At 52.0% G+C, this 23,405-nt stretch carries 23 protein-coding genes; 16 read left to right on the forward strand and 7 right to left on the reverse strand.

Annotated features, from left to right (window positions below; all coding sequences use genetic code 11):
• Window positions 1-128: 128 nt before the first annotated feature.
• Complete coding sequence (locus tag GA565_RS11015; protein WP_152198485.1) at window positions 129-947, reverse strand: DUF72 domain-containing protein; 819 nt, start codon at window positions 945-947, stop codon at window positions 129-131.
• A gap of 95 nt (window positions 948-1,042) precedes the next feature.
• A complete protein-coding gene (locus GA565_RS11020) occupies window positions 1,043-1,618 on the reverse strand; it encodes a hydrolase (protein WP_173882070.1) in 576 nt (191 codons plus the stop codon).
• Between the two features lie 290 nt (window positions 1,619-1,908).
• Here GA565_RS11020 and aspS point away from each other — a divergent pair, with 290 nt between their 5' ends.
• The 6 genes from aspS to ruvB all read left to right on the forward strand — a co-directional run bounded on the left by aspS (window position 1,909) and on the right by ruvB (window position 7,425).
• Window positions 1,909-3,702: an aspartate--tRNA ligase gene (aspS, locus tag GA565_RS11025; protein WP_152198486.1), complete on the forward strand. Its 1,794-nt coding sequence runs from the start codon at window positions 1,909-1,911 to the stop codon at window positions 3,700-3,702.
• Entirely contained in the window at window positions 3,702-4,139 is a 438-nt protein-coding gene (gene nudB, locus GA565_RS11030; protein ID WP_152198487.1) for a dihydroneopterin triphosphate diphosphatase, read from the forward strand. The genes aspS and nudB overlap by 1 nt, the downstream gene beginning before the upstream one ends.
• A gap of 89 nt (window positions 4,140-4,228) precedes the next feature.
• Window positions 4,229-4,972, forward strand: coding sequence for a YebC/PmpR family DNA-binding transcriptional regulator (locus GA565_RS11035; RefSeq protein ID WP_152198488.1), 744 nt, complete (start codon window positions 4,229-4,231; stop codon window positions 4,970-4,972).
• Window positions 4,973-5,170: 198 nt separating this feature from the next.
• Window positions 5,171-5,692 (forward strand): crossover junction endodeoxyribonuclease RuvC, encoded by a 522-nt coding sequence (gene ruvC, locus GA565_RS11040; protein WP_055771142.1) that lies wholly within the window; start codon window positions 5,171-5,173, stop codon window positions 5,690-5,692.
• 105 nt (window positions 5,693-5,797) lie between these two features.
• Window positions 5,798-6,412, forward strand: a complete 615-nt coding sequence (ruvA, locus tag GA565_RS11045; protein ID WP_152198489.1) for a Holliday junction branch migration protein RuvA — start codon at window positions 5,798-5,800, stop codon at window positions 6,410-6,412.
• Window positions 6,413-6,420: 8 nt separating this feature from the next.
• The gene (gene ruvB / locus GA565_RS11050; protein WP_055771148.1) at window positions 6,421-7,425 is read left to right on the forward strand and encodes a Holliday junction branch migration DNA helicase RuvB; all 1,005 of its coding nucleotides are present in this window, start codon (window positions 6,421-6,423) and stop codon (window positions 7,423-7,425) included.
• Between the two features lie 74 nt (window positions 7,426-7,499).
• On the opposite strand, the gene znuB is transcribed toward ruvB, so the two are convergent.
• Together znuB and znuC are read right to left on the reverse strand one after the other, a co-directional pair.
• Window positions 7,500-8,285: a zinc ABC transporter permease subunit ZnuB gene (gene znuB, locus GA565_RS11055; protein ID WP_152198490.1), complete on the reverse strand. Its 786-nt coding sequence runs from the start codon at window positions 8,283-8,285 to the stop codon at window positions 7,500-7,502.
• A complete protein-coding gene (gene znuC / locus GA565_RS11060) occupies window positions 8,282-9,040 on the reverse strand; it encodes a zinc ABC transporter ATP-binding protein ZnuC (protein WP_152198491.1) in 759 nt (252 codons plus the stop codon). Before znuC ends, znuB begins: the two co-directional genes overlap by 4 nt.
• Before the next feature lie 256 nt (window positions 9,041-9,296).
• Here znuC and znuA point away from each other — a divergent pair, with 256 nt between their 5' ends.
• The 3 genes from znuA to lpxM all read left to right on the forward strand — a co-directional run bounded on the left by znuA (window position 9,297) and on the right by lpxM (window position 12,703).
• Window positions 9,297-10,244 (forward strand): zinc ABC transporter substrate-binding protein ZnuA, encoded by a 948-nt coding sequence (gene znuA / locus GA565_RS11065; RefSeq protein ID WP_152201434.1) that lies wholly within the window; start codon window positions 9,297-9,299, stop codon window positions 10,242-10,244.
• 20 nt (window positions 10,245-10,264) lie between these two features.
• Window positions 10,265-11,599 (forward strand): murein DD-endopeptidase MepM, encoded by a 1,335-nt coding sequence (gene mepM / locus GA565_RS11070; protein ID WP_152198492.1) that lies wholly within the window; start codon window positions 10,265-10,267, stop codon window positions 11,597-11,599.
• Window positions 11,600-11,728: 129 nt separating this feature from the next.
• On the forward strand, window positions 11,729-12,703 hold the full coding sequence (lpxM, locus tag GA565_RS11075) for a lauroyl-Kdo(2)-lipid IV(A) myristoyltransferase (protein ID WP_152198493.1): 975 nt from the start codon (window positions 11,729-11,731) through the stop codon (window positions 12,701-12,703).
• A gap of 83 nt (window positions 12,704-12,786) precedes the next feature.
• Here the strand turns inward: lpxM and pyk are convergent, their stop codons facing one another.
• Both pyk and GA565_RS11085 read right to left on the reverse strand, forming a co-directional pair.
• Window positions 12,787-14,229, reverse strand: a complete 1,443-nt coding sequence (gene pyk, locus GA565_RS11080; RefSeq protein ID WP_055771164.1) for a pyruvate kinase — start codon at window positions 14,227-14,229, stop codon at window positions 12,787-12,789.
• A gap of 278 nt (window positions 14,230-14,507) precedes the next feature.
• The gene (locus GA565_RS11085) at window positions 14,508-15,377 is read right to left on the reverse strand and encodes a MurR/RpiR family transcriptional regulator (RefSeq protein WP_152201435.1); all 870 of its coding nucleotides are present in this window, start codon (window positions 15,375-15,377) and stop codon (window positions 14,508-14,510) included.
• A 427-nt stretch (window positions 15,378-15,804) separates the two neighbouring features.
• Here GA565_RS11085 and zwf point away from each other — a divergent pair, with 427 nt between their 5' ends.
• From zwf to GA565_RS11100, 3 genes are read left to right on the forward strand one after another with little or no spacing between them, the layout of a single operon-like run.
• Window positions 15,805-17,280, forward strand: a complete 1,476-nt coding sequence (gene zwf / locus GA565_RS11090; protein ID WP_152198494.1) for a glucose-6-phosphate dehydrogenase — start codon at window positions 15,805-15,807, stop codon at window positions 17,278-17,280.
• A 42-nt stretch (window positions 17,281-17,322) separates the two neighbouring features.
• Window positions 17,323-18,018, forward strand: coding sequence for a 6-phosphogluconolactonase (gene pgl / locus GA565_RS11095; RefSeq protein ID WP_152198495.1), 696 nt, complete (start codon window positions 17,323-17,325; stop codon window positions 18,016-18,018).
• 21 nt (window positions 18,019-18,039) lie between these two features.
• Window positions 18,040-18,681 carry a bifunctional 4-hydroxy-2-oxoglutarate aldolase/2-dehydro-3-deoxy-phosphogluconate aldolase gene (locus GA565_RS11100; protein WP_152198496.1) on the forward strand — a complete coding sequence of 214 codons (642 nt, stop codon included), beginning with the start codon at window positions 18,040-18,042 and terminating at the stop codon, window positions 18,679-18,681.
• Window positions 18,682-18,790: 109 nt separating this feature from the next.
• On the opposite strand, the gene GA565_RS11105 is transcribed toward GA565_RS11100, so the two are convergent.
• Window positions 18,791-19,135: a RidA family protein gene (locus GA565_RS11105; RefSeq protein ID WP_152198497.1), complete on the reverse strand. Its 345-nt coding sequence runs from the start codon at window positions 19,133-19,135 to the stop codon at window positions 18,791-18,793.
• Between the two features lie 143 nt (window positions 19,136-19,278).
• Here GA565_RS11105 and GA565_RS11110 point away from each other — a divergent pair, with 143 nt between their 5' ends.
• The 4 genes from GA565_RS11110 to GA565_RS11125 all read left to right on the forward strand — a co-directional run bounded on the left by GA565_RS11110 (window position 19,279) and on the right by GA565_RS11125 (window position 23,252).
• Entirely contained in the window at window positions 19,279-21,180 is a 1,902-nt protein-coding gene (locus tag GA565_RS11110; RefSeq protein WP_152198498.1) for an ATP-dependent DNA helicase, read from the forward strand.
• Window positions 21,181-21,264: 84 nt separating this feature from the next.
• Window positions 21,265-21,981: a tRNA (adenosine(37)-N6)-threonylcarbamoyltransferase complex dimerization subunit type 1 TsaB gene (gene tsaB / locus GA565_RS11115; RefSeq protein WP_152198499.1), complete on the forward strand. Its 717-nt coding sequence runs from the start codon at window positions 21,265-21,267 to the stop codon at window positions 21,979-21,981.
• A 62-nt stretch (window positions 21,982-22,043) separates the two neighbouring features.
• On the forward strand, window positions 22,044-22,652 hold the full coding sequence (locus GA565_RS11120) for a Slp family lipoprotein (RefSeq protein ID WP_152198500.1): 609 nt from the start codon (window positions 22,044-22,046) through the stop codon (window positions 22,650-22,652).
• A 330-nt stretch (window positions 22,653-22,982) separates the two neighbouring features.
• Window positions 22,983-23,252, forward strand: coding sequence for a hypothetical protein (locus GA565_RS11125; protein ID WP_152198501.1), 270 nt, complete (start codon window positions 22,983-22,985; stop codon window positions 23,250-23,252).
• The last annotated feature ends 153 nt before the right edge of the window (window positions 23,253-23,405 follow it).

Below are 23,405 nucleotides of genomic sequence, written 5' to 3' on the forward strand. Positions count from 1 at the left end.
GAGTCAGACCAAAAAGTAAAAAGGGGAGCAAAAAAAACGGATTTGCTGTTATGGGGGCGGAGTTTATCAGATTCCGTCCCGCGGATACCCGAAAAAAATGCCCCTCAGCGCAGGTTACGGTGGGGGGGTTAAAATAAAGAGTCTTGCTCTGGCCAATCGGGTTCAGGCCCTACCGCGGGTAAATGTTGGCGCAGCGTTCGCCACAGCGCCTGAGCCTGCTGCGGGGCATCGCTACAGTCTGGAGAGTGAATGAACAGATAGGGGGCGTGACCCTGCTTCTGCCAGTCGACCAGTTTTTCAATCCACTGCGCAAACCACTGCTGATTAACCGCTAAATCATCGCCACCGATGAAACGCACAATCGGCCGAGTCGCGGTCACTATCGCATGCACCGGCAACTGCGGTTTTTTTCTTTTCGCCTCAAGCACTGCCTCAGTAATGCTGGTGGCGTGATGTACCGGACGGCTGTCGAGCAGCGTGCGGTTTATTCCGCGCTGATGCAGACCGCGGTTCAGCGCGCGCTCCTCTTCGCCTTTGTTGAAAAACAGCAGGTTGCGTACTTCAACACCGTAGTCAAAGCCTTTGGGTAGCGCATCAAGAAAGCGCCACAGACGGTCGAGGTCACGGGGAGCAAAGGCGGCAGGCAGCTGTAGCCAAAGTTGGCCGATACGATTTTCAAGCGGCGCGAGGCATTGATAAAAAGCATCAAGATCCTGCCGGCAGTTTTGCAGTGCGGCTTTGTGACTGATGGTCGAGGGAAATTTAAAACAGAAGCGGAAGTCATCGTGGGTCATATCGCGCCAGCGCATCACGATTTCAGGCTTTGGCAGCGCGTAAAACGTCGTATTGCCTTCAACACAGTTAAAATAGCGCGCGTAGTCGGCGAGGTCGTGCAGGCCAAGGCTGTTCCATGCGCTGTGATGCCACTGAGGAAGTCCAATATACATGTCGGATACCGTCCTTTCGACTGTCCTTTTAACCGAGGTTAATAAAATAAAACGCCGCCCGGAGGCGGCGTTGGCTGACATCAAGCAGGGTAACCTTACTCCGCGATGGCAGCAAGCACCTCTTCAGTGGAACGAACGCGACTGATGCGCGGGAAAATAAACTGCACGCTTGACTGGTGATGGTCGTTATTGTGTGCGCTGCACGCATCTTCGGCAATCACTAATTCAAAGCCCAGTTCCCAGGCGTTACGCGCGGTAGACTCAACGCCGATGTTGGTGGAGATGCCGCACAGTACCACGGTTTTGATGCCGCGACGGCGCAGTTGCAGCTCCAAATCGGTGCCGTAGAATGCGCCCCATTGGCGTTTTACAACCTGGAGGTCTTTGTCAGTTACGTTAAGTTGCTCAGGGAATTCCCACCAGTTATCAGGCAGGCTAGCAGCCGGAGCTGAAGCATCAACCGGCTGCTTCAGCGCTTCATCGAAGGTGGCTGACCAACCCACGCGTACCATGAACACCGGTGCGCCCAGGGTGTTAAAGCGAGTTTTTAGCTCAGTGGCTTTGTCCAATACTTGCTGTGCGGAGTGTGGGCCACCGGCATACGGCAAAATGCCTTTTTGCAAATCGATGACGACCAGAGCGGTTGTTTTAGGATCAAGTTTCAAAGACATAAGAAGAGACTCGCAAATTTATAGAAGGAGAAACCCACGTACCTGCACTGCGTCCTGGCGATGGCAGTTACTTAGGGTACTAAGAATTCTCTAAGAGTTTATGTCAACCAGGTAGGGGAGATGTTAGGAAATTTGTTAAATTATGTGTGAGAAGGCGTCTGAGCGAATTTCAGCTGCATCTACTGCGTGTTCGCTCTTATCGTCTGCGCGAAATTCCTTTATAATGACCGCCTTTTTTCGACCCATATTACTCCGATTCTCACAGGCCGTGAGATCAAAGGGATACCGTTATGCGTACTGAATATTGTGGCAAGCTAAATTCGTCCAACGTTGGCCAGGAAGTGACTTTGTGCGGTTGGGTTAACCGCCGTCGCGATCTGGGTGGTTTGATCTTCATCGATTTGCGCGACCGTGAAGGCATCGTGCAGGTATTTTTCGATCCGGATCAAAGCACGGCGTACGAATTGGCATCAGAACTGCGTAATGAGTTTTGCGTGCAGTTGACCGGTACCGTTCGCGCGCGTCCTGAAAGCCAGTTTAATAAAGACATGGCCACCGGTGAAGTGGAAGTGTTTGCCAGCCAGCTGAACATCATTAACCGTTCTGAGCCACTGCCGCTGGACTCCAACCAGACCAATACCGAAGAAGCGCGTCTGAAATACCGCTATCTTGACCTGCGTCGTCCCGACATGGCCAACCGCCTGAAAACTCGCGCACGCATCACCAGCCTGGTGCGCCGCTTTATGGACAGCCACGACTTCCTCGACATCGAAACGCCGATGCTGACTAAGGCTACGCCAGAAGGCGCACGTGACTATTTGGTGCCGAGCCGCGTACACAAAGGCAAGTTTTATGCGCTGCCGCAGTCCCCACAGCTGTTTAAACAACTGTTAATGATGTCGGGCTTCGATCGCTACTATCAAATCGTTAAGTGCTTCCGTGATGAGGACTTGCGTGCAGACCGTCAGCCTGAATTCACCCAGATCGACGTTGAAACTTCCTTCATGACCGCCGAACAGGTGCGTGAAATTATGGAGAAATTGGCGCGTGAGCTGTGGCTTGAAGTTAAAGGTGTGGCCCTGGGCGATTTCCCTATCATGACGTTTGCCGAAGCCATGCGTCGCTATGGTTCTGATAAACCGGATCTGCGTAATCCGATGGAACTGGTCGACGTTGCTGACCTGTTCAAAACTATCGAGTTCAAAGTCTTTGCCGATCCGGCCAATGACCCTAAAGGCCGCGTTGCCGCACTGCGCGTTCCTGGCGCCGCCCAGCTGAGCCGTAAGCAAATCGACGAATACGCCAAGTTCATCGAGATTTATGGCGCGAAAGGTCTGGCTTACATCAAAGTCAACGAAGTGGCGAAAGGCCTTGAAGGTATTCAAAGCCCGGTGGCTAAATTCCTGAACGCCGAGCTGCTGAGAGCGCTGATCGAGCGTACTCAGGCGCAGGACGGTGACATGATTTTCTTCGGCGCGGCCAGTGCTAAAATTGTTACCGATGCTATCGGCGCGCTGCGTTTGAAAATCGGTCGTGATTTGAAAATTACTAACGAATCCGCGTGGGCCCCGCTGTGGGTTGTTGACTTCCCGATGTTTGAAGACACCGATGAAGGCGGCCTGACTGCGATGCACCATCCGTTCACTGCGCCTAAAGAGATGAATGCGCAGGAGCTGGCTTCTAACCCGACGTCGGCCATTGCCAATGCCTACGACATGGTGATCAACGGTTATGAAGTGGGTGGCGGTTCGGTGCGTATTCACCGCGGTGAAATGCAGCAGGCGGTATTCAGCATTCTGGGTATTACCGAGCAAGAGCAGCGCGAGAAGTTCGGCTTCCTGCTCGACGCCTTGAAATACGGCGCTCCACCGCACGCAGGCCTGGCGTTTGGTCTTGACCGCCTGGTCATGCTATTAACCGGTACTGACAACATTCGCGACGTTATTGCCTTCCCGAAAACCACGGCAGCGGCCTGCCTGATGACGGAAGCACCAAACTTTGCCAATCCTGCATCACTGGTTGAGCTGGGCATTAGCATCATTGCTAAAAAAGCGGCACCTGACGCAAATCCAGAGAATGAGTAATGAGCTATAAGCGTCCTGAGTCGATACTGGTTGTCATCTATGCCAGCAACAACGGCCGGGTGCTGATGCTCCAGCGGCGTGATGACATCGAATTCTGGCAGTCGGTTACCGGCAGTCTGGAAGACGGTGAATCACCCGCACAAACCGCGCAGCGTGAGGTTTTGGAGGAGGTTGGCATCGATATTGCCGGCGAAAATCTGGTCTTGCAGAACTGCGAGCGCTGCGTTGAGTTTGAACTGTTTGCGCACCTGCGCCATCGCTATGCTCCGGGCGTGACCTGGAATAAAGAGCACTGGTTCTGCCTGGCATTGCCCGAAGAACGTGACATTGTTCTGACCGAGCATCACGCCTATCGATGGCTGGACAAAGCGGCTGCGGCCGCGTTTACCAAGTCACCGAGCAACCAGCAGGCGATTGAAGAATTTGTTATTTATTAGGTCTTTACACGAAACGTTCAAGATTCAGCGTACAAGACTGTCGATTATCTAAATGAGTTCAGCCTGGCTAAGGCTTATGGAGATTTTTTATGGCAGGTCACAGTAAGTGGGCCAACACCAAACACCGCAAAGCAGCACAAGACTCAAAACGCGGTAAAATTTTCACCAAAATTATTCGTGAGCTGGTAACCGCGGCGAAGCTGGGCGGTGGCGATCCGGGTGCCAACCCACGTCTTCGTGCGGCTATTGACAAAGCGTTGTCCAACAACATGACGCGCGACACCCTGAACCGTGCAATTGCACGCGGCGTGGGCGGTGATGATGATAGCAACATGGAAACCATCATCTATGAAGGCTACGGTCCGGGCGGCACTGCCGTCATGGTTGAATGCCTGAGTGATAACCGTAACCGCACCGTTGCCGAAGTTCGTCACGCCTTCAACAAAACCGGCGGCAACCTCGGTACCGACGGTTCGGTGGCTTACCTGTTCACCAAAACCGGCGTGATCACCTTTGCACCGGGTCAGGATGAAGACGTTATCATGGAAGCGGCGCTCGAGGCCGGTGCTGACGACGTTCAGACCTTTGACGACGGCGCAATCGACGTTTATACCGCATGGGAAAGCGTGGGTGATGTGAAAGACGCATTGGCCGCGGCAGGTTTTGTCGCCGATCAGGCAGAAGTGACCATGATCCCGGCAACTAAAACCGACATGGATGCCGACACCGCGCCTAAGTTGCTGCGTCTTATCGACATGCTTGAAGACTGTGATGATGTGCAGGAGGTTTACCACAACGGTGAAATCTCCGACGAGATTGCAGAAACACTGTAATCTACTCCTCAGCCGGAGGCGCGACGGGCTCGCGTTTTCCGGCTGGCTTTACGGACATCCTCGGTCCGGTTTGTTTTTTATCTCAATTCCAGACAAACTTGCCAGCAGAACACCCCGTTTAAGACGCAGGAAACTGTGTTTTTTACGAGAGACAGTCGACGGGTTAAGGGTTATCCCAAGAGAAGGTATCAATAAGCTATGGCTATAATTCTGGGGATTGACCCCGGTTCACGCGTAACAGGCTATGGCATTATTCGCCAAGAAGGCAGGCAGCTCAGCTATTTGGGCAGCGGATGCATTCGCACGGTAGTGACCGATATGCCGGGGCGCTTAAAGCTTATCTACGCGGGCGTTACCGAAATCATTACCCAATTTCAACCGGACTTCTTTGCCATTGAGTCGGTGTTTATGGCTAAAAATCCTGACTCGGCGCTCAAGCTGGGGCAGGCACGCGGTGCGGCGATTGTGGCGGCGGTCAATCAGGATTTGCCGGTGTTTGAATACGCCGCACGTCAGGTTAAACAAACGGTGGTCGGTACTGGCGCCGCCGAAAAAAGTCAGGTGCAGCACATGGTCCGCTCGCTGCTCAAGCTGCCGGCCAATCCTCAATCGGATGCCGCCGATGCGTTGGCCATTGCCATTACTCACTGCCATATGAGCCAAAATGCGCTTCGTCTGAGTACCGACAAACTCCAGATGGCGCGTGGCAGAATGCGATAATTAAGACTGGATATCTATCCAGCTCTTTTCTATGATATAAACGATAAAAATTTCAGTCACTCTGCGGGCGTTGCTCGGGGGGTTAATCCGCAAAGGAAGGTAAAAGTGATAGGTCGTCTCAGAGGCGTTATTCTGGAAAAACAGCCACCGCTGGTGCTGCTGGAAACCAACGGCGTGGGTTATGAAGTACATATGCCGATGACCTGTTTTTACGAACTGCCGGAGCTTGGTCAGGAAGCAATTGTTTTCACTCAGTTTATTGTTCGTGAAGACGCGCAACTTCTGTACGGTTTTAATGACAAACAGGAGCGCGCGCTGTTTCGCGAGCTGATTAAAGTCAATGGCGTAGGCCCGAAGCTGGCGCTGGCCATTCTTTCCGGTATGTCCGCTCAGCAGTTCGTGAGTGCTGTAGAGAAAGAAGAAATCACCAGTCTGATTAAACTCCCAGGTGTCGGTAAAAAGACTGCTGAGCGCCTGGTAGTCGAAATGAAGGATCGCTTTAAAGGCCTTAATGGCGATCTGTTCAACAGCCCAACGGATATTAACTTGCCGGCTGCCGCATCCAAGGCTAACGAGTCTGATGCTGAAGGTGAAGCCGTTGCCGCACTTATCTCATTGGGTTATAAGCCACCTGAGGCCAGCCGGATGATCAGTAAAGTGGCCAAGCCGGGTGCAGAGTGCGAAACATTGATTAGAGAAGCGCTGCGCGCGGCTCTGTGAGGTAACAGATGATAGAAGCTGACCGTCTTATTTCTTCTGGCGTGATTAGTGAAGAAGAAGTTATCGACAGAGCGATACGCCCTAAACGGTTGTCCGAATACGTCGGGCAGCCTCACGTGCGTTCGCAAATGGAGATCTTCATTCAGGCAGCTAAACAGCGCGGAGACGCGCTGGATCACCTGCTGATTTTTGGCCCGCCCGGGCTGGGTAAAACCACACTGGCCAATATTGTCGCTAATGAAATGGGCGTGAATCTGCGCACGACTTCCGGACCCGTGCTTGAAAAAGCCGGTGATCTTGCGGCGATGCTAACCAATCTTGAACCGCACGATGTCCTTTTTATCGATGAAATTCACCGCCTATCTCCGGTGGTAGAAGAGGTGTTGTATCCGGCGATGGAAGACTATCAGCTGGATATCATGATCGGCGAGGGCCCAGCGGCGCGTTCTATCAAACTCGATTTGCCGCCGTTTACGCTGGTGGGTGCAACAACACGCGCGGGTTCGTTGACGTCGCCACTGCGTGACCGTTTTGGTATCGTGCAGCGCCTTGAATTTTATCAGGTTGCCGATTTGCAGCACATCGTTGGCCGCAGTGCGACCTGTCTGGGGCTGGAGCTGTCAGAAGAGGGGGCGCATCAAATTGCCCGCCGTTCGCGTGGTACGCCGCGTATTGCCAACCGCCTGCTGCGACGGGTGCGTGATTTTGCCGAGGTTAAAGGCGACGGTACGATTAACGGTGACACGGCCAACGGCGCGCTGGATATGCTCGACGTCGATGCCGAAGGTTTTGACTACATGGACCGTAAGCTGCTGCTGGCGATTATCGACAAGTTTATGGGCGGACCCGTCGGGCTCGACAACCTCGCTGCCGCAATTGGTGAAGAGCGTGAAACCATTGAAGACGTGATTGAACCCTTTCTAATTCAGCAAGGCTTCATTCAGCGTACTCCGAGGGGAAGAATGGCCACTCATCACGCCTATAAGCATTTCGGGATGTCGAGGCCGGAGTAGCAACAACACGCCAGCTCAACCTTCTCACCTCCCCAAATTTGGGGAGGTTTTTGGAAAGGCCCTTCGACGCTACTTTAAGCAATTTGCTTTTTGAGCAAACTCCCCATAAACATCACCGACGCACAAAGCACCACCGAAGGTCCTGCCGGAGTGTCATAAAATGCTGACAGCCCGAGCCCACCCGTTACAGCAATCATCCCTACCAATACTGCGAAATAGGCCATCTGCTCGGGCGTTTTGGCAAAACGACGTGCGGTCGCGGCCGGGATGATGAGCAACGACGTGATGATCAACGCGCCGACAAACTTCATGGCCAGACCAATAGTGAGCGCAGTGACCAGCATAAGAATAATGCGCGAGCGCTGTAGATTTACACCGTCAACGTGCGCCAGCTCGGGACTGATGGTCATTGAAAGCAGATTACGCCATTGCCAGCACAGCACGGCAACCACCAGCGCAACACCCGCCCCAATGAGCCAGATATCGCTCAGCGTGACGGAAAGCAGGTCGCCAAAGAGGTAGGCCATCAAGTCTACCCGCACACCCGACATCAAACTTACGACCACTAATCCCAGCGACAGCGCGCTGTGCGCCATGATGCCCAGCAGTGTATCGACCGCCAGGTACGGTTTGCGTTCCAGCACGACTAACATTAACGCCAGCAACAGGGTGACAACAATAACCGCGTAGAAAGGGTTTACGTTTAGCAGCAGACCAAAAGCCACGCCCAGCAGTGAGGCATGGGCAAGCGTATCGCCAAAATAGGACATCCGCCGCCAGACCACAAAAGAACCCAGTGGGCCAGCCGCACCTGCCAACAAAATACCCGCCAGCCATCCCGGCAGTAACAACTCGATCATTGGTCTCGGCCTCCGGTATTGCGCAAAACTATTTTTCCCTGTAAATCATGTCGATGGTTGTGGTGATGACGATAAATTGCCAACTGCTCGGCACCGCGATTACCGAACATGGCAATGAATTCGGGATGCGACGAGACCACTTCCGGTGTGCCGGAACAGCAAATGTGCTGATTAAGACAAAGCACCTCGTCAGTTTTGGCCATCACCAGATGTAAGTCGTGAGAGACCATCATCACCGCGCATCCTAGCTCTTGGCGAAGGCGGTCGATTAAATCGTAAAGGGCAACCTGACCATTAACGTCAACGCCCTGCGTGGGCTCATCAAGTACCAGCAGCTGCGGTGAGTTGAGCAGCGCGCGAGCCAAAAGCACGCGCTGATTCTCACCCCCTGACAGTCTTTGCATCGGCTGATCAATCAGGTGGGCTGCCTGCACGCGTTTGAGCGCGGGTAAAATATCCTCACGTTTTGCGCCAGGCTTGAGGCGCATAAAGCGCGCAACGGTCAGCGGCAGGGTGGCATCAAGATGGATTTTTTGCGGCACATAGCCGATTTTTAAGTCCGGTATCTGAAAGTGTGTGCCGCTGGTGGGCGCCACTAATCCCAGCACTACACGTACCAGAGTGGATTTACCGGCACCGTTCGGCCCAAGCACAGTAAGAATCTTGTCTGCCTGGAGCGAAAGTGAGACATCAGAAAGCACGCGGCGGTTACCGAATGTGACAGAAATATTTTTCAGCGAAGCGAGAGTGGACATTTCAGTTACGTCTTGCAGAACAATTCGAATGTTATAATATTGCGTTTTTTAGAAAATAACCATGTATGGAGTCGAAAAACTGCGTATTGTCAGTCACTTTATTTGCCGATAATCTGCTTGCTCGCCTTCGGCGAACAGTGCAAAACCGAGTCATAAACCGGGCTTACTAACGATAAAAATGAAGAAGCCTACAACAAACCATTTGAAACCAGAGGAATCAATGAAACTGATAAAAATAGCGGCGGTTAAAAAAACCATGAAAATTAAATCCTCACCGCTCACTGTAAAATCTCTGTTGGCCCACGCCGCCTTGGCCGCGACGCTGCTGAGCGCCAGCCCTGCCTACGCTGCCGTATTAGCCTCTTTACGTCCGTTGGGTTTTATCTCTGCGGCGATTACCGAGGGGATAACCCCGACAGAAGTTTTGTTGCCTGACGGGGCGTCACCCCATGACTATGCGCTTCGACCTTCGGACCTTCAACGAATGCGCAGTGCAGATTTAGTGGTATGGATTGGCCCGGGCATGGAAGCTTTTATGAGCAAGTCAGTAGCACAACTGCCTCCAAATCGCGTGGTGGACGTTTCGGCGATACCCGAGGTTAAAGCGCTACTTTTAGCCAGCGATGAAGAAGAATCGCATGAACATAATATTCACAACATTAATGTGTCTACAGAAAAACATAAAGAAGGACAGTACAACATGCACCTCTGGCTTTCGCCGGAGATTGCAAAATTGACCGCTATCGCAATTCACGCAAAATTATTGGAACTAATGCCGCAAAAGAAGGACCAATTAGACGCTAACTTGCGTCAATTTGAGGATGAATTGACAAAAACTGACGTAAAGCTTGGTAACATGCTGCAACCTGTTCAGGGGAAGGGATATTTTGTTTTTCACGATGCCTATGGCTACTTTGAAAAACACTACGGACTGTCGCCGTTGGGCCACTTTACCGTCAATCCCGAAATCCAACCTGGAGCACAGCGACTACATCAAATTCGAACACAGTTGGTTGAGCAAAAAGCGGTATGTGTTTTTGCTGAGCCACAGTTCAGGCCGGCCGTAATTACTGCCGTTGCCCAGGGAACAAAAGTGCGTATGGGCACCTTGGATCCGCTGGGGAGCGGGATCGCACTGACCAAGGACAGTTATGTGAACTTCCTGTCACATCTGACTTCTCAGTACGTGAGCTGCCTGGAGTAAGCCTATAAGGACCGTATTAAGTGCAGCTATTAGCCCGATCTATTGCTCTGGCATATAACAATCTTCCACGACCCCATCGCGTTATGCTGGGGTCATTGACTGTCGTAACCCTCGCCGTGGCCGTCTGGAAACCCTTTGTATATCATACAGATCAAGATTCTTATCAGAATAAACCCATCGCTAAGCAAGTTCTACTCGACACTCAACAAGTGCGCTCTCTGCTGCCTGAGGCGAGTGAACCCATAGATGATAATGATTCCCCTCCCGCGACGGACATTCCTCAGGATGAACTGGATGATAAAACCGAAAATGAAACGGGCGTACATGAGTATGTCGTTTCAACCGGTGATACGCTCAGCAGTATTCTGAATCAGTACGGCATTGATATGTCGGACATCTCTGCGTTGGCCGCGCAAAACACCGATCTGCGTAACTTGAAAATTGGTCAGCAACTGTCGTGGACGGTCAACGATGACGGTGAACTACAGCGCGTAACGTGGGAAAAATCGCGTCGCGAAACGGTGACCTACGACAAAAGCGGCAGTGGTTTTAAAGCCTCGACCCAAACTCTGAAAGGAGAATGGCAGGACAAAGTATTAAAAGGCACGCTAGACGGCAGTTTCGTCAGCAGCGCAAAAGATGCGGGCTTGAGCAATGCCGAAATTGGCGCGGTGGTCAAGGCATTGCAATGGCAAATGGACTTCAAAAAATTACGCAAAGGTGACCAGTTTTCCGTGCTGATGTCCCGCGAAATGCTTGACGGAAAAAGTCAGCAGAGTGAACTGTCAGGCGTGCATTTGCGCAGCGGCGGTAAAGATTATTATGCTATTCGCGCCGATGACGGCAAATTTTATGACCGTTCCGGCAGCGGGCTGGCGCGTGGTTTCCTGCGCTTTCCCACCCTCAAGCAGTATCGAATTTCATCAAACTTCAATCCGCGTCGTATGAATCCTGTAACCGGTCGTATAGCCCCGCATCGAGGGGTGGATTTTGCGGTGCCTATCGGTACGCCGGTTTTGGCCGTGGGAGATGGCGAGGTTGTGGTGGTTAACAGCGGCGGCGCTGCCGGTAACTATGTTGCGATTCGCCACGGCCGGCAGTATATGACTCGCTATATGCATTTGCGTAAAGCATTGGTTAAGCCTGGGCAAAAGATTAAACGCGGCGACCGAATAGCGTTGTCGGGCAATACCGGACGTTCAACCGGTCCGCATCTCCATTTCGAAGTATGGATTAACAACATTGCTGTCAATCCGCTAACCGCCAAGCTGCCGCGGTCAGAAGGTCTGAGTGGTAAAGACCTTAGAGACTATTTGGCGACTGTGCGCGAGGTTATGCCTCAGCTAAAAATCTAAAGATTTTCTTCTGCTTAAAGAGTGTCGCTTGTTCAAGCCGGGCGACACTATTCATTGCAAAATAATTCACTGCACCTATCATTGTGCGATTGGATTATATAATTAGTATAAAAGTTTACGAGTTAACGCATGCAACCAGAAACAAAAACGAACGACGAGTTTATCCCGCAGTTTCAAAAATCCTTCTACCTTCCGCGCTACTGGGGCGTGTGGCTGGGTGTGGGCGCAATGGCGGCAATGGCTTACGTTCCTGCATCTGTTCGCGACCCAATACTGGGTGCCCTTGGGCGCTTGGCCGGTAAGCTGGCAAAAGGGGCTAGGCGTCGTGCGCAAATTAATTTGCTTTATTGCATGCCCGAACTGCCCGAAGCCCGGCGAGAAGCGATTATTGACGACATGTTTGCCGCTGCCCCTCAGTCTATGGTGATGATGGCAGAGCTGGCGCTGCGCGGTGATAATCCGCAGATTCTTAAACGCGTTAAATGGCACAATAAAGAGATCGTTGACCAATTGGCGGCCGAGGGAAGAAATATTATTTTCCTGGTGCCACACGGTTGGGCGGTAGATATTCCAGCGATGCTGATGGCGGCAGACGGGCATCCCATGGCGGCGATGTTCCACCATCAAAAAAATGCGTTAACCGATTATTTCTGGAATTCGGTGCGCCGTCGTTTTGGTGGACGCCTGCACGCGCGTAGCAAAGGCATCAAGCCTTTTGTCAGCTCGGTGCGAAACGGCTATTGGGGTTACTATTTGCCTGATCAGGATCACGGTGCCGAACACAGCGAATTCGTTGACTTCTTTGCGACCTACAAGGCGACGCTGCCGGCATTAGGACGCCTGATGAAGGTCTGCCGCGCTGAAATCGTGCCGCTTTTCCCCGCATATGACGCAAAAAATCACTGCCTGAACATTCACGTTCGCGCCCCGATGGCAGGCTTGGATACGGGCGATGATGTCACCATAGCGCGACGCATGAATGAAGAGGTCGAGCATTTAGTCGCGCCAAACCCTGAGCAATATACTTGGATACTCAAGCTGCTTAAAACCCGCAAGCCTGGCGAACAAGAGCCGTACACGCGCGACGAGCTTTATCCCAAGTAGAGGTGATGTGAATACGCGTGACCCGTAGCTTCAATAAAAAAACCGGCCAAGGCCGGTTTTTTCGTTACTGAGGACGCGTGGGGTTATTCTACCGTCAGTACGCGGCTGGTGTTGGTGGTGCCGGTCGTGCTCATCACGTCACCCTGAGTGACGATAACCAGGTCGCCTGAGAGCAGATATCCCTTGTCACGCAGCAGGTTAACCGCATCCACGGCGGCGGCGACGCCATCGTTGTTGCTGTCGAAGAACACCGGCGTCACGCCGCGATAAAGTGCCGTGAGGTTCAACGTATGCTCATGGCGAGACATGGCGAAAATAGGCAGTCCAGAGCTGATGCGAGACATCACCAGTGGCGTTCTGCCTGATTCTGTCATGGAGATAATCGCGGTAACGCCTTTAAGGTGGTTTGCCGCGTACATTGAAGACATCGCAATGGTATCTTCAATATTATCGAATTCAACGTCCAGGCGGTGCTTGGAGACGTTTATGCTTGGAATTTTTTCGGCACCCACGCAAACGCGTGCCATCGCGGCCACGGTTTCAGCCGGATATTGGCCAGCAGCAGTTTCTGCCGAGAGCATCACGGCGTCGGTACCATCGAGCACGGCGTTCGCCACGTCCATCACTTCGGCGCGGGTCGGCATCGGGTTGGTTATCATCGACTCCATCATCTGGGTTGCGGTAATCACTGCACGGTTAAGGGTGCGCGCGCGGCGGATCAGTTTTTTCTGAATACCCACCAATTCAGGGTCGCCGATTTCAACGCCCAAATCACCGCGTGCCACCATCACCACGTCAGAGGCCAGAATGATATCGTCCATCGCGGCGTCAGAGGCCACGGCTTCTGCGCGTTCAACCTTGGAGACAATTTTGGCATGGCAGCCTGCATCGCGAGCCAGACGGCGCGCATAGTTAAGATCTTCGCCGGTACGTGGGAAGGAGACAGCCAAAAAGTCGACGCCAATTTTTGCGGCAATGAGAATGTCGGCTTTGTCTTTTTCAGTCAGGGCTTCGGCAGAGAGTCCGCCGCCGAGCTTGTTAATGCCTTTATTATTGGAAAGAGGGCCGCCAATGGTAACTTCGGTGAAAATTTTAGAGCCCTGAACTTCGATGACCTTGAGCTGTACCCGTCCGTCGTCTAACAGCAGAATATCGCCAGGTACCACGTCGTCAGGAAGGCCTTTGTAATCGATACCGACTTTTTCTTTATCGCCTTCACCCTTGCTCATGTTGGCGTCAAGCAGGAACTTATCGCCAATATTGAGGAAGACTTTGCCTTCTTTAAAGGTGGAAACACGAATTTTCGGACCCTGCAAGTCACCGAGGATAGCCACGTGGCGCCCCAGTTTAGCCGCGATTTCACGCACTTTATCAGCGCGGAGCTGGTGGTCTTCAGCGGTACCGTGAGAGAAGTTGAGGCGAACAACGTTGGCACCGGCGGCAATAATCTTTTCCAAATTATTATCGCGATCCGTTGCCGGTCCGAGAGTGGTGACAATTTTGGTTCTTCTGAGCCGTCTGGACATGCATTACTCCGTTGACTTGTGAAGCATTGTTGCTGCTAAAAACCTGGACAACACGATAAAGGGTGATGATTGTAATTTTAATACAAAATTGTTTCACCCGTTGCTGACACGACCTGTCGTTATCACGGCAGCCTTGGGGCCGACCGACTGTTATCCCGGCAATTTTATCTGGCTCGCGCGTGGGGGTAATAAAACGCGATCCCACGGCGGCCAGACCCCTAGAATTAACAACATCGTAACAAATATGGTGAGATAAAAAAATCCGTTACCGCAGGGATTTATTCAAATCTCGGGGGTGCATAAACACCTTTATCAAACCGTGAATCTCTCAATGATTCTTTGACGCGCTTCAGATTATCTCTAAATTTCGCCCCGCGACGCAGTGTAAATCCGGTGGCAAGCACGTCAATCAGCGTTAACTGTGCCAAACGAGAGATCATCGGCATATAAACGTCTGTATCTTCTGGCACGTCCAATAGAATAGAAAGCGTTGCCTCATGTGCCAGCGGTGTGTCTTTTGAGGTGATGGCAATGACCGTTGCGTCGTTATCGCGGGCAAGGTGAGCCAGCTCAACTAAGTTTTTCGTGCGGCCGGTGTGAGAAATCAGCACAACAACGTCACCTTCGCCCGAATTCATACAGCTCATTCGCTGCATTACGATATCATCGAAATAGATGACCGGGATGTTAAAGCGAAAAAACTTGTTCATCGCGTCGTGGGCGACGGCCGCAGAGGCTCCGAGGCCGAAGAATGAGATTTTTTTTGCCTGGGTGAGAAGATCGACCGCGCGATTCACCGCGGTGATATCGAGCGTATTTTTAACCTGCTCCAGGCTGGCCATCGTGGATTCAAAAATTTTTGTGCTATAGGCCTCAACGCTGTCGGTTTCTTCAACGTTGCGGTTTACGTAAGGTGTTCCGTTAGCCAGACTTTGGGCAAGCTGCAGTTTGAAGTCTGGAAAGCCCTTGGTTTCAAGGCGACGACAAAAGCGATTGACCGTGGGTTCACTCACATCAGCCATTTTTGCCAGCGTTGCGATACTGGAATGGATTGCAGTCTGGGGCGAAGCAAGGATGACTTCAGCAACTTTTCTTTCTGATTTGCTGAGGATATCCAAAAAGCTGAGGATTTTTTCCAGCGTATTCATGGGTGACCACTCAATAGGTTTCATCGATTTCAACGAAAAGGAGAAATCATGTCAGTTTGATGAAAATATACTACGATGCTGAACGAGGTGGCAGAGACAATCTGGTGAAAACCAAGCTTTTTTATCCAGAATATGAGCCAAGTCTAAGTTTCAATATGGTAATTAATGTTCAAATTTGTCATAAAATTACAGTTACTCCTGCTTACAGGTTAGCCGATTTAACAAACATGACAAATTATGTGGTTTTTTAATCATTTATTAATGCCTTAGATCTTGGTTTACTGCCCTTGCCCGATCAGAGTACATTGTTGCTGAAACGCGATATCTGTTGAAATAAAATTACAACCTAACCCATCGCATTCGGGATGCAGGCAGCGTTGATGCTGCATTTTGAAAGATAAGGTTATCCTGCTCTAAGGAGAAGAACATGGCGGTAAACCAACCAGCCCAGGCGTGTGACCTGGTAATTTTCGGTGCTAAAGGCGACCTTGCACGCCGTAAGCTGTTGCCTTCCCTGTATCAGCTCGAAAAAGCTGGACATATTCACGACGATACTAAAATCATCGGCGTAGGCCGCGCCGAGTGGGACAAAGCTGCTTATACCGAGGTGGTAAAAGAAGCGCTGACCACCTTCATGAAAGAGAAACTGGACCCGGAGCTGTGGGAAAAACTCAGTGCTCGCCTGGAATTTTGTAATCTCGACGTTAACGATCTCAAGCATTTCACCCGTCTGGGCAAAATGCTCGACACCAGCAAGCGCACCACCATTAACTACTTTGCGATGCCGCCGAGTACTTTTTCCGCAATCTGTAAAGGTCTGGGTGAAGCTGGGCTGAACAAAGAGCCTGCGCGCGTTGTAATGGAAAAACCGCTCGGTACTGACCTGAAATCATCTCAGGAAATTAACGACGGCGTGGCGAAGTATTTCAATGAAACTCAGGTTTACCGTATTGACCACTACTTAGGTAAAGAGACGGTGTTGAACCTGTTGGCGTTGCGCTTTGCTAACAACCTGTTTGCCACTAACTGGGACAACCGTACCATTGACCACGTGCAGATAACCGTGGCCGAAGAAGTGGGTATCGAAGGCCGTTGGGGCTATTTCGATAAAGCGGGCCAGATGCGCGACATGATCCAGAACCATCTGTTGCAGATCCTGACCATGATTGCCATGTCGCCGCCGGCCGATTTGTCTACCGACCGTATTCGCGACGAGAAAGTTAAAGTGCTGCGATCACTGCGTCGTATTGACCAGTCCAACGTGCGCGAAACGACCGTGCGCGGTCAATATACTGCCGGTTTTGTTCAGGGCAAAAAAGTGCCTGGCTACCTCGAAGAAGAGGGCGCGAACAAAAACAGCAATACTGAAAGCTTCGTGTCTATTCGCGTAGACATCGACAACTGGCAGTGGGCGGGCGTGCCATTCTACCTGCGCACCGGTAAGCGTTTGCCGACCAAGTGTTCAGAAGTCGTGGTTTACTTCAAGAGCCCGGCTCTGAACTTGTTCAGCGACTCCTACCAGCAACTGCCACAAAACAAATTGACCATTCGCCTGCAGCCGGACGAAGGTATCGAAATTGAAGTACTGAACAAAGTGCCGGGTCTCGAGCACAAACACCGTCTGCAAACCACCAAGCTTGACCTGAGCTTCTCCGAAACTTTCAACGAGCAGCACATTGCCGATGCCTACGAGCGTCTGCTGTTGGAAACCATGCGTGGTATCCAGGCGCTGTTCGTACGTCGTGACGAAGTCGAAGAAGCCTGGAAATGGGTTGATGGCATCATGGACGCATGGTCTGCAGAAAACGAAGCGCCTAAGCCTTATCAGGCGGGAACGTGGGGACCCGTTGCCTCGGTGGCAATGATTACCCGTGATGGCCGTTCATGGAACGAGTTCGGCTAATCCACCGTCTTTTAACGGTACGTCTGTATTAAGGGGCAACACATGGCCAATTTCGTCGAGTTTTCCGGTGCGGCGGCGCTAAACCAAAACTTATCCGGCAAAATTGCAGATGCATTGCGCCAGGGCATTGCGGACCGCGGTCAGGCAAGTCTGATTATCTCGGGTGGCAGAACGCCGCTCGAGCTGTTCAGGCAGCTTGCAAAGCAGGAGCTGGATTGGAGTCGGGTGGTGATAACGCTTGCCGATGAGCGCTGGGTCGCTACCGACAATGGGTCGAGCAACGAAAAGCTGGTACGCAACAGTTTGCTGCAGGGTGAGGTGGCGAAGGCCACCTTCATTGCGCTTAAAAACGACGCCGTTACGGCAGTGGAAGGTGAGACTCAGGCTGAAAAAGCGCTAGCCGCTTTGGTATTGCCGGCGGATATCACGCTTCTGGGTATGGGCGATGACGGCCATACCGCTTCTCTTTTCCCAGGCAGCGCCAATCTGGTTCAGGCGCTGGACCTGCATTCTACCCGACGCTGCGTGGCTATCACGCCGCTTACGGCACCGCTCGAGCGCATGACGCTGACGTTGCCAGTATTGCTCGACAGTCGGCGAATCTATGTATTGTTGGCCGGTGAAGCTAAACGTGACGTTTACGAACGTGCGGCAAAAGGCACCGATCAGAATGAGATGCCTGTGAGGGCAGTATTGAATCAACAACAGACGCCGGTCGAGGTTTACTGGACCGCATAGCGGGCACGAATGGAGACAAAGATGAAGAGTTGGAAAACAAGCGCAGAACAGATCCTGACCTCAGGTCCGGTTGTTCCGGTCATCGTTATCAACAAGCTGGAGCACGCGGTTCCGCTAGCAAAAGCGTTGGTGGCCGGTGGCGTTCGCGTGCTTGAAGTGACGTTGCGCACCGCCTGCGCCATTGATGCGATTAGGGCGATTGCCAAAGAGGTCCCAGAGGCTATTATTGGTGCAGGAACCGTTCTTAACCCTGAGCAACTGGCCGAAGTGACAGAGGCGGGTGCGCAATTTGCTATCAGTCCTGGCTTGACCGAGCCTCTACTGAAAGCCGCCAACGCCGGTCCAATCCCGCTTATTCCTGGAATAAGCACGGTTTCGGAGCTGATGTTAGGTCTGGACGCCGGTCTGCGTGAGTTTAAATTCTTCCCGGCTGAGGCCAACGGCGGCGTTAAGGCGTTGCAGGCTATCGCCGGTCCTTTTCCACAGGTTCGTTTCTGCCCAACGGGTGGTATTACGCCGGGCAACTATCGCGACTATCTGGCGCTTAAAAGCGTGCTGTGTATCGGTGGGTCGTGGTTAGTGCCCGCCGATGCCTTAGAAAACGGCGACTACGCGCGTATTACTGAGCTGGCACGTGAAGCGGTTGCGGGTGCAAAAGCCTAACGTGTTTTAATGTTCGCGTATCACTCACGACAATAATTGAAAAAGCCTCCCAACGACGTTGTGGAGGCTTTTTTTTAACCCACAATATAAATAATCGCTAAGCGATTAATCAGATCGCGGCAACAACTTTGATTTCAACTTTATACTTCGGGTTCATCAGATTGGCCTGCACGGTGCAGCGCACGGGTGCATTGCCCGGTGAAACCCATGCGTCCCAGGCTTCGTTCATCGCCGCGAAATCAGCGCCGTCGACCAGAAAAATAGTCGCGTCAAGGATTTTGCTCTTGTGAGACCCCACTTCTACCAGCGCGGCGTCGATGATTGCCAGCGTTTCTGCGGTTTGATCTTTGGCGTTGGCATCCAGATTTTCCGGCACGCTGGTGTAATAAACCGTGCCATTGTGGACAACGATATCTGACATCCGTGGCTCGGGTCTAATGCGTTGAATTGACATAAAGAGTGCTCCTGAAAGTCGCTGTTTTAATGATGGGTAACAGGGTATCACATCAATGGCCGACAATGGACTTACAGATGGTGGTGGTACGCGAGGGCAAGGATTGGCATAATCAGCGCTGATTCTACTACTGTGGGTTTAGCGTGATAGACGATTTCGCAACAGACGGCGCCCTGGCGCAGAAAATTGAGGGCTTCAAACCCCGTGAACCACAGCGTCTGATGGCGAATGCCGTTGCTCTGGCGATAAAAAACAAGCAGGGATTAGTGGTCGAAGCAGGAACCGGTACCGGCAAAACTTACGCTTATTTGGCACCTGCACTGCGTTCGGGCAAAAAGGTCATTATCTCGACCGGCTCTAAAGCGCTGCAGGATCAGCTCTATTCCCGTGACCTACCAAAAGTGGCCAGCGCGCTGAAATTCAAAGGTAAACTGGCGCTGCTTAAAGGCCGCTCCAACTATCTCTGCCTTGAACGCCTCGATCAGCAGTCTATGACCGGGGGCGAATTGGCCAGTCAGTCACTCAGCGATTTGGCGCATTTGCGCAGCTGGTCGGCGAAGACGGAAGAGGGTGATATCAGCACTTGTAACGTGGTGGCTGAAGACAGCTACGTCTGGCCGCTGGTCACCAGCACCAACGACAACTGCCTCGGCAGCGACTGCCCGATGTACAAAGAGTGTTTCGTGGTAAAAGCCCGGCGCAAGGCGATGGATGCCGACGTGGTGGTGGTCAATCATCATCTTTTTATGGCCGACATGGTGGTTAAAGAGAGCGGCTTTGGCGAGCTTATTCCTACCGCAGATGTGATGATCTTCGATGAAGCGCACCAGATACCGGACATTGCCAGCCAGTACTTCGGGCAGCAGCTTTCAAGCCGCCAACTGCTTGACCTGTCTAAAGACATCACCATTGCCTATCGCACTGAAGTGCGAGACTCTGCGCAGTTGCAGAAAAGTGCCGACCGGTTGGCGCAGAGTGCCCAAGATTTTCGACTGGCGCTGGGCGAACCTGGTTTTCGCGGTAACCTGCGTGACGTGTTGGCCGACAACGGCATTCAGCGTGCGCTGTTGCTACTCGACGATGCACTTGAACTTTGCTATGACGTGATGAAGCTTTCACTCGGCCGCTCTGCGCTGCTTGATGCCGCCTTTGAACGCGCCACGCTCTACCGCAATCGTCTCAAACGCCTTAAAGATGTCAACGTTCCCGGCTACAGTTACTGGTACGAGTGCAATTCGCGTCATTTTACCCTTGCCCTGACGCCGCTTTCAGTTACCGATAAATTTCGTGAGCTGATGGAAGACAAGCCCGGGGCCTGGGTGTTTACCTCAGCAACCCTGTCGGTAAATGAAAAACTCGAGCATTTCACTCAGCGACTGGGTTTGGAAGGCGCGGAGACATTGCTGCTGGCGAGTCCGTTCGACTTTGCCAATCAGGCACTGCTCTGCGTGCCACGTTATCTGCCTTCGCCCAACGAGCGGGGTAGCTCACGCCAGCTGGCGAAAATGCTGCGTCCGCTGATTGAGGCCAATGAAGGTCGCTGCTTCTTCCTGTGCACCTCACATCTCATGATGCGTGAGTTGGCCGAAGCGTTTCGTGCCAGCATGACGCTGCCGGTGCTGGTTCAGGGAGAAACCAGTAAAGGGCAGCTTCTTGCGCAATTTGTCGAGGCTGGAAACGCACTGCTGGTGGCAACCAGCAGTTTCTGGGAAGGCGTCGACGTGCGTGGAGAAACATTGTCGCTGGTGATTATTGATAAATTACCCTTCACTTCGCCTGACGATCCTTTGCTTAAGGCGCGCATCGAGGACTGTCGGTTACGCGGCGGTGACCCTTTCAACGAGGTGCAGCTTCCCGATGCCGTCATTACGCTCAAACAGGGCGTAGGGCGTTTAATACGCGATACCGATGATCGCGGCGTAATGGTCATTTGTGACAACCGGTTAGTGATGCGCCCCTATGGCGAAGTTTTTCTTAACAGTCTGCCGCCGACGCCGCGAACCCGCTCGCTTGAGCAGGCAATCAGTTTTTTGCAGAAGAGCTGATATGCTATGATTGCGCGATACCCACTGCGTTGAAATATTTTGGGTATCTCAATGTTATTTTTTATTTCCCGCCTGAGGTTTGGCATGTCCACGCGAATTTTAGCAATTGATACGGCAACCGAAGCCTGTTCTGTTGCGTTGTACAACACGGCAACGTCAGCCGAAAATGGCGAAACGCTGGCTTATTTTGAACTCTGCGCCCGAGAGCATACTCAACGTATTCTTCCCATGGTTCAACAGATTCTGGCAGAGGCTGGGCTGACGCTTAATCAGCTGGATGCGCTGGCCTTCGGACGCGGTCCGGGTAGCTTCACCGGCGTGCGCATCGGCATTGGCATCGCTCAGGGGCTGGCGTTTGGCGCCGAATTGCCTGTGTTGCCAATCTCGACCCTTCAAACAATGGCGCAGGGCGCATACCGACAAACCGGTGCCGAGCAGGTATTGACGGCTATTGATGCGCGCATGGGTGAGGTTTACTGGGGCAAATATACCCGTCAATCTTCTGGTGTTTGGGAAGGTGAAAGCACTGAAGCGGTATTAAAACCGCAACAGCTGGCTGAGCACGAGGTCTCGCTTCAGGGCCGCTGGGCAACAGCAGGTACCGGATGGCAAACCTATCCTCAGCTAATAGGTTCAACAGCCGTTGAACTTGTTAACGGTAATATGTTGCTGCCACAGGCGGAAGATATGTTACCTCTCGCGCTGGTTGCGTGGGAGAGGGGAGTGAGGGTCAATGCCGCAGAGGCTGAACCGACTTACCTGCGTAATGAGGTGACGTGGAAAAAGCTTCCTGGCCGATAAGTATCGGCAACTTGTGCATGAAATCGTGGTCAAAATAGATAATGTACCCAGGGGTATTTACCATGCGTAAGATGTTCGCAAGCAAAAAAAGTGTCGCCTTGGCAGTTGGCCTCAGTGTTTTGCTGCTTTCCGGCTGTGTTACGGTGCCGGATTCAATTCGCGGCACCACTGAAACGCCGCAGATGAACCTGGTGGCCGTGCAGGGTGCACCGCAAATTTATGTTGGCCAGGAAGCGCGCTTTGGTGGCCGTGTTGTCTCGGTGGCTAATGATAAAAATCGTACGCGACTCGAAATCGCCGCCGTACCACTGGATTCAAGTGCAGCGCCTGTGTTGGGTGAGCCTTCAATCGGACGTATTGTGGCTTACTACAACGGTTTCCTCGACCCAGTCGATTTCCGCAATCAATTGGTAACGGTAGTGGGGCCGATTACGGGTGCTGAAAATGGCACCATTGGCAATGCCCCTTATCGGTTTGTCACGCTCAACGTAAACGGTTATAAACGCTGGAGAGAAGTGAAAGAAGTGGTGATGCCACCTCAGCCGATGGGACCTTGGGGTTGGGGATACGGAGGCCCTTATGATCCACGGTGGGGGCGAGGATTTGGCCCGGCGTGGGGGGGGTGGTATGACACCGGCCCGGCACGGGTCGAAACCGTCGTCACAGAATAATTCACCACCGCAGGGGGCACCTCCACCACATGGACCGCCTGCGAGCCACACCCCACCGCCCGCGCAGAATCATCCGCAGCGGGCGGTTCAAATACGTCCACCGCCGGTAAAGAAATAACTTGTGGTGCGTGGTAAGGCGAGTTGAATTATCATCAGGTGGGAGTTATCACCCACTTGATTTATTTGCGTTTAATTTTGACCTTTATCAACCTTTAATTAACTTATTGCTTCAATTTTACGCCATTAGTCATTTTTCTGTAATACTATAAGTGGCCCTGCAAGTTTTTTAACACAGTGCAGGTAAATATCCACTCTCACAGGAACGTGAAAATGAATGAAAACCCAATAAAAGATATGATGCTGCCTGCCTCTTGGAGTACGGTAAGTATTACGCCTGAAGATACTCAAAACTCTGCGGATTTTTTCTTTGGCCTTCACTTTGAATACTGCCTAGATGAGGGTGAAACATTACCGTCGGCAAAAGATATTATTGTTACGTTAAACATTAATACTGCAAGAATAATGATCGAGAACTTACAATCATGGGTGAGCTATATAGAAAGTGGCTCATCCATTCCTTATGGTTTGGCAAGTCATTAATTTGATGAAATTAAGTTCTTAAATAACAACGGCTCACTATTTCATATCAAAAATATTTTCTATAAATCCATCAATCTGGCGGCTTTCTGTCGCCATTTTTATCAGTAATAATTGGTTGTAATGATATTGTATAGTTGGATTTGGATAGACCAA

Source organism: Rouxiella sp. S1S-2, assembly GCF_009208105.1.
Lineage (GTDB): Bacteria > Pseudomonadota > Gammaproteobacteria > Enterobacterales > Enterobacteriaceae > Rouxiella.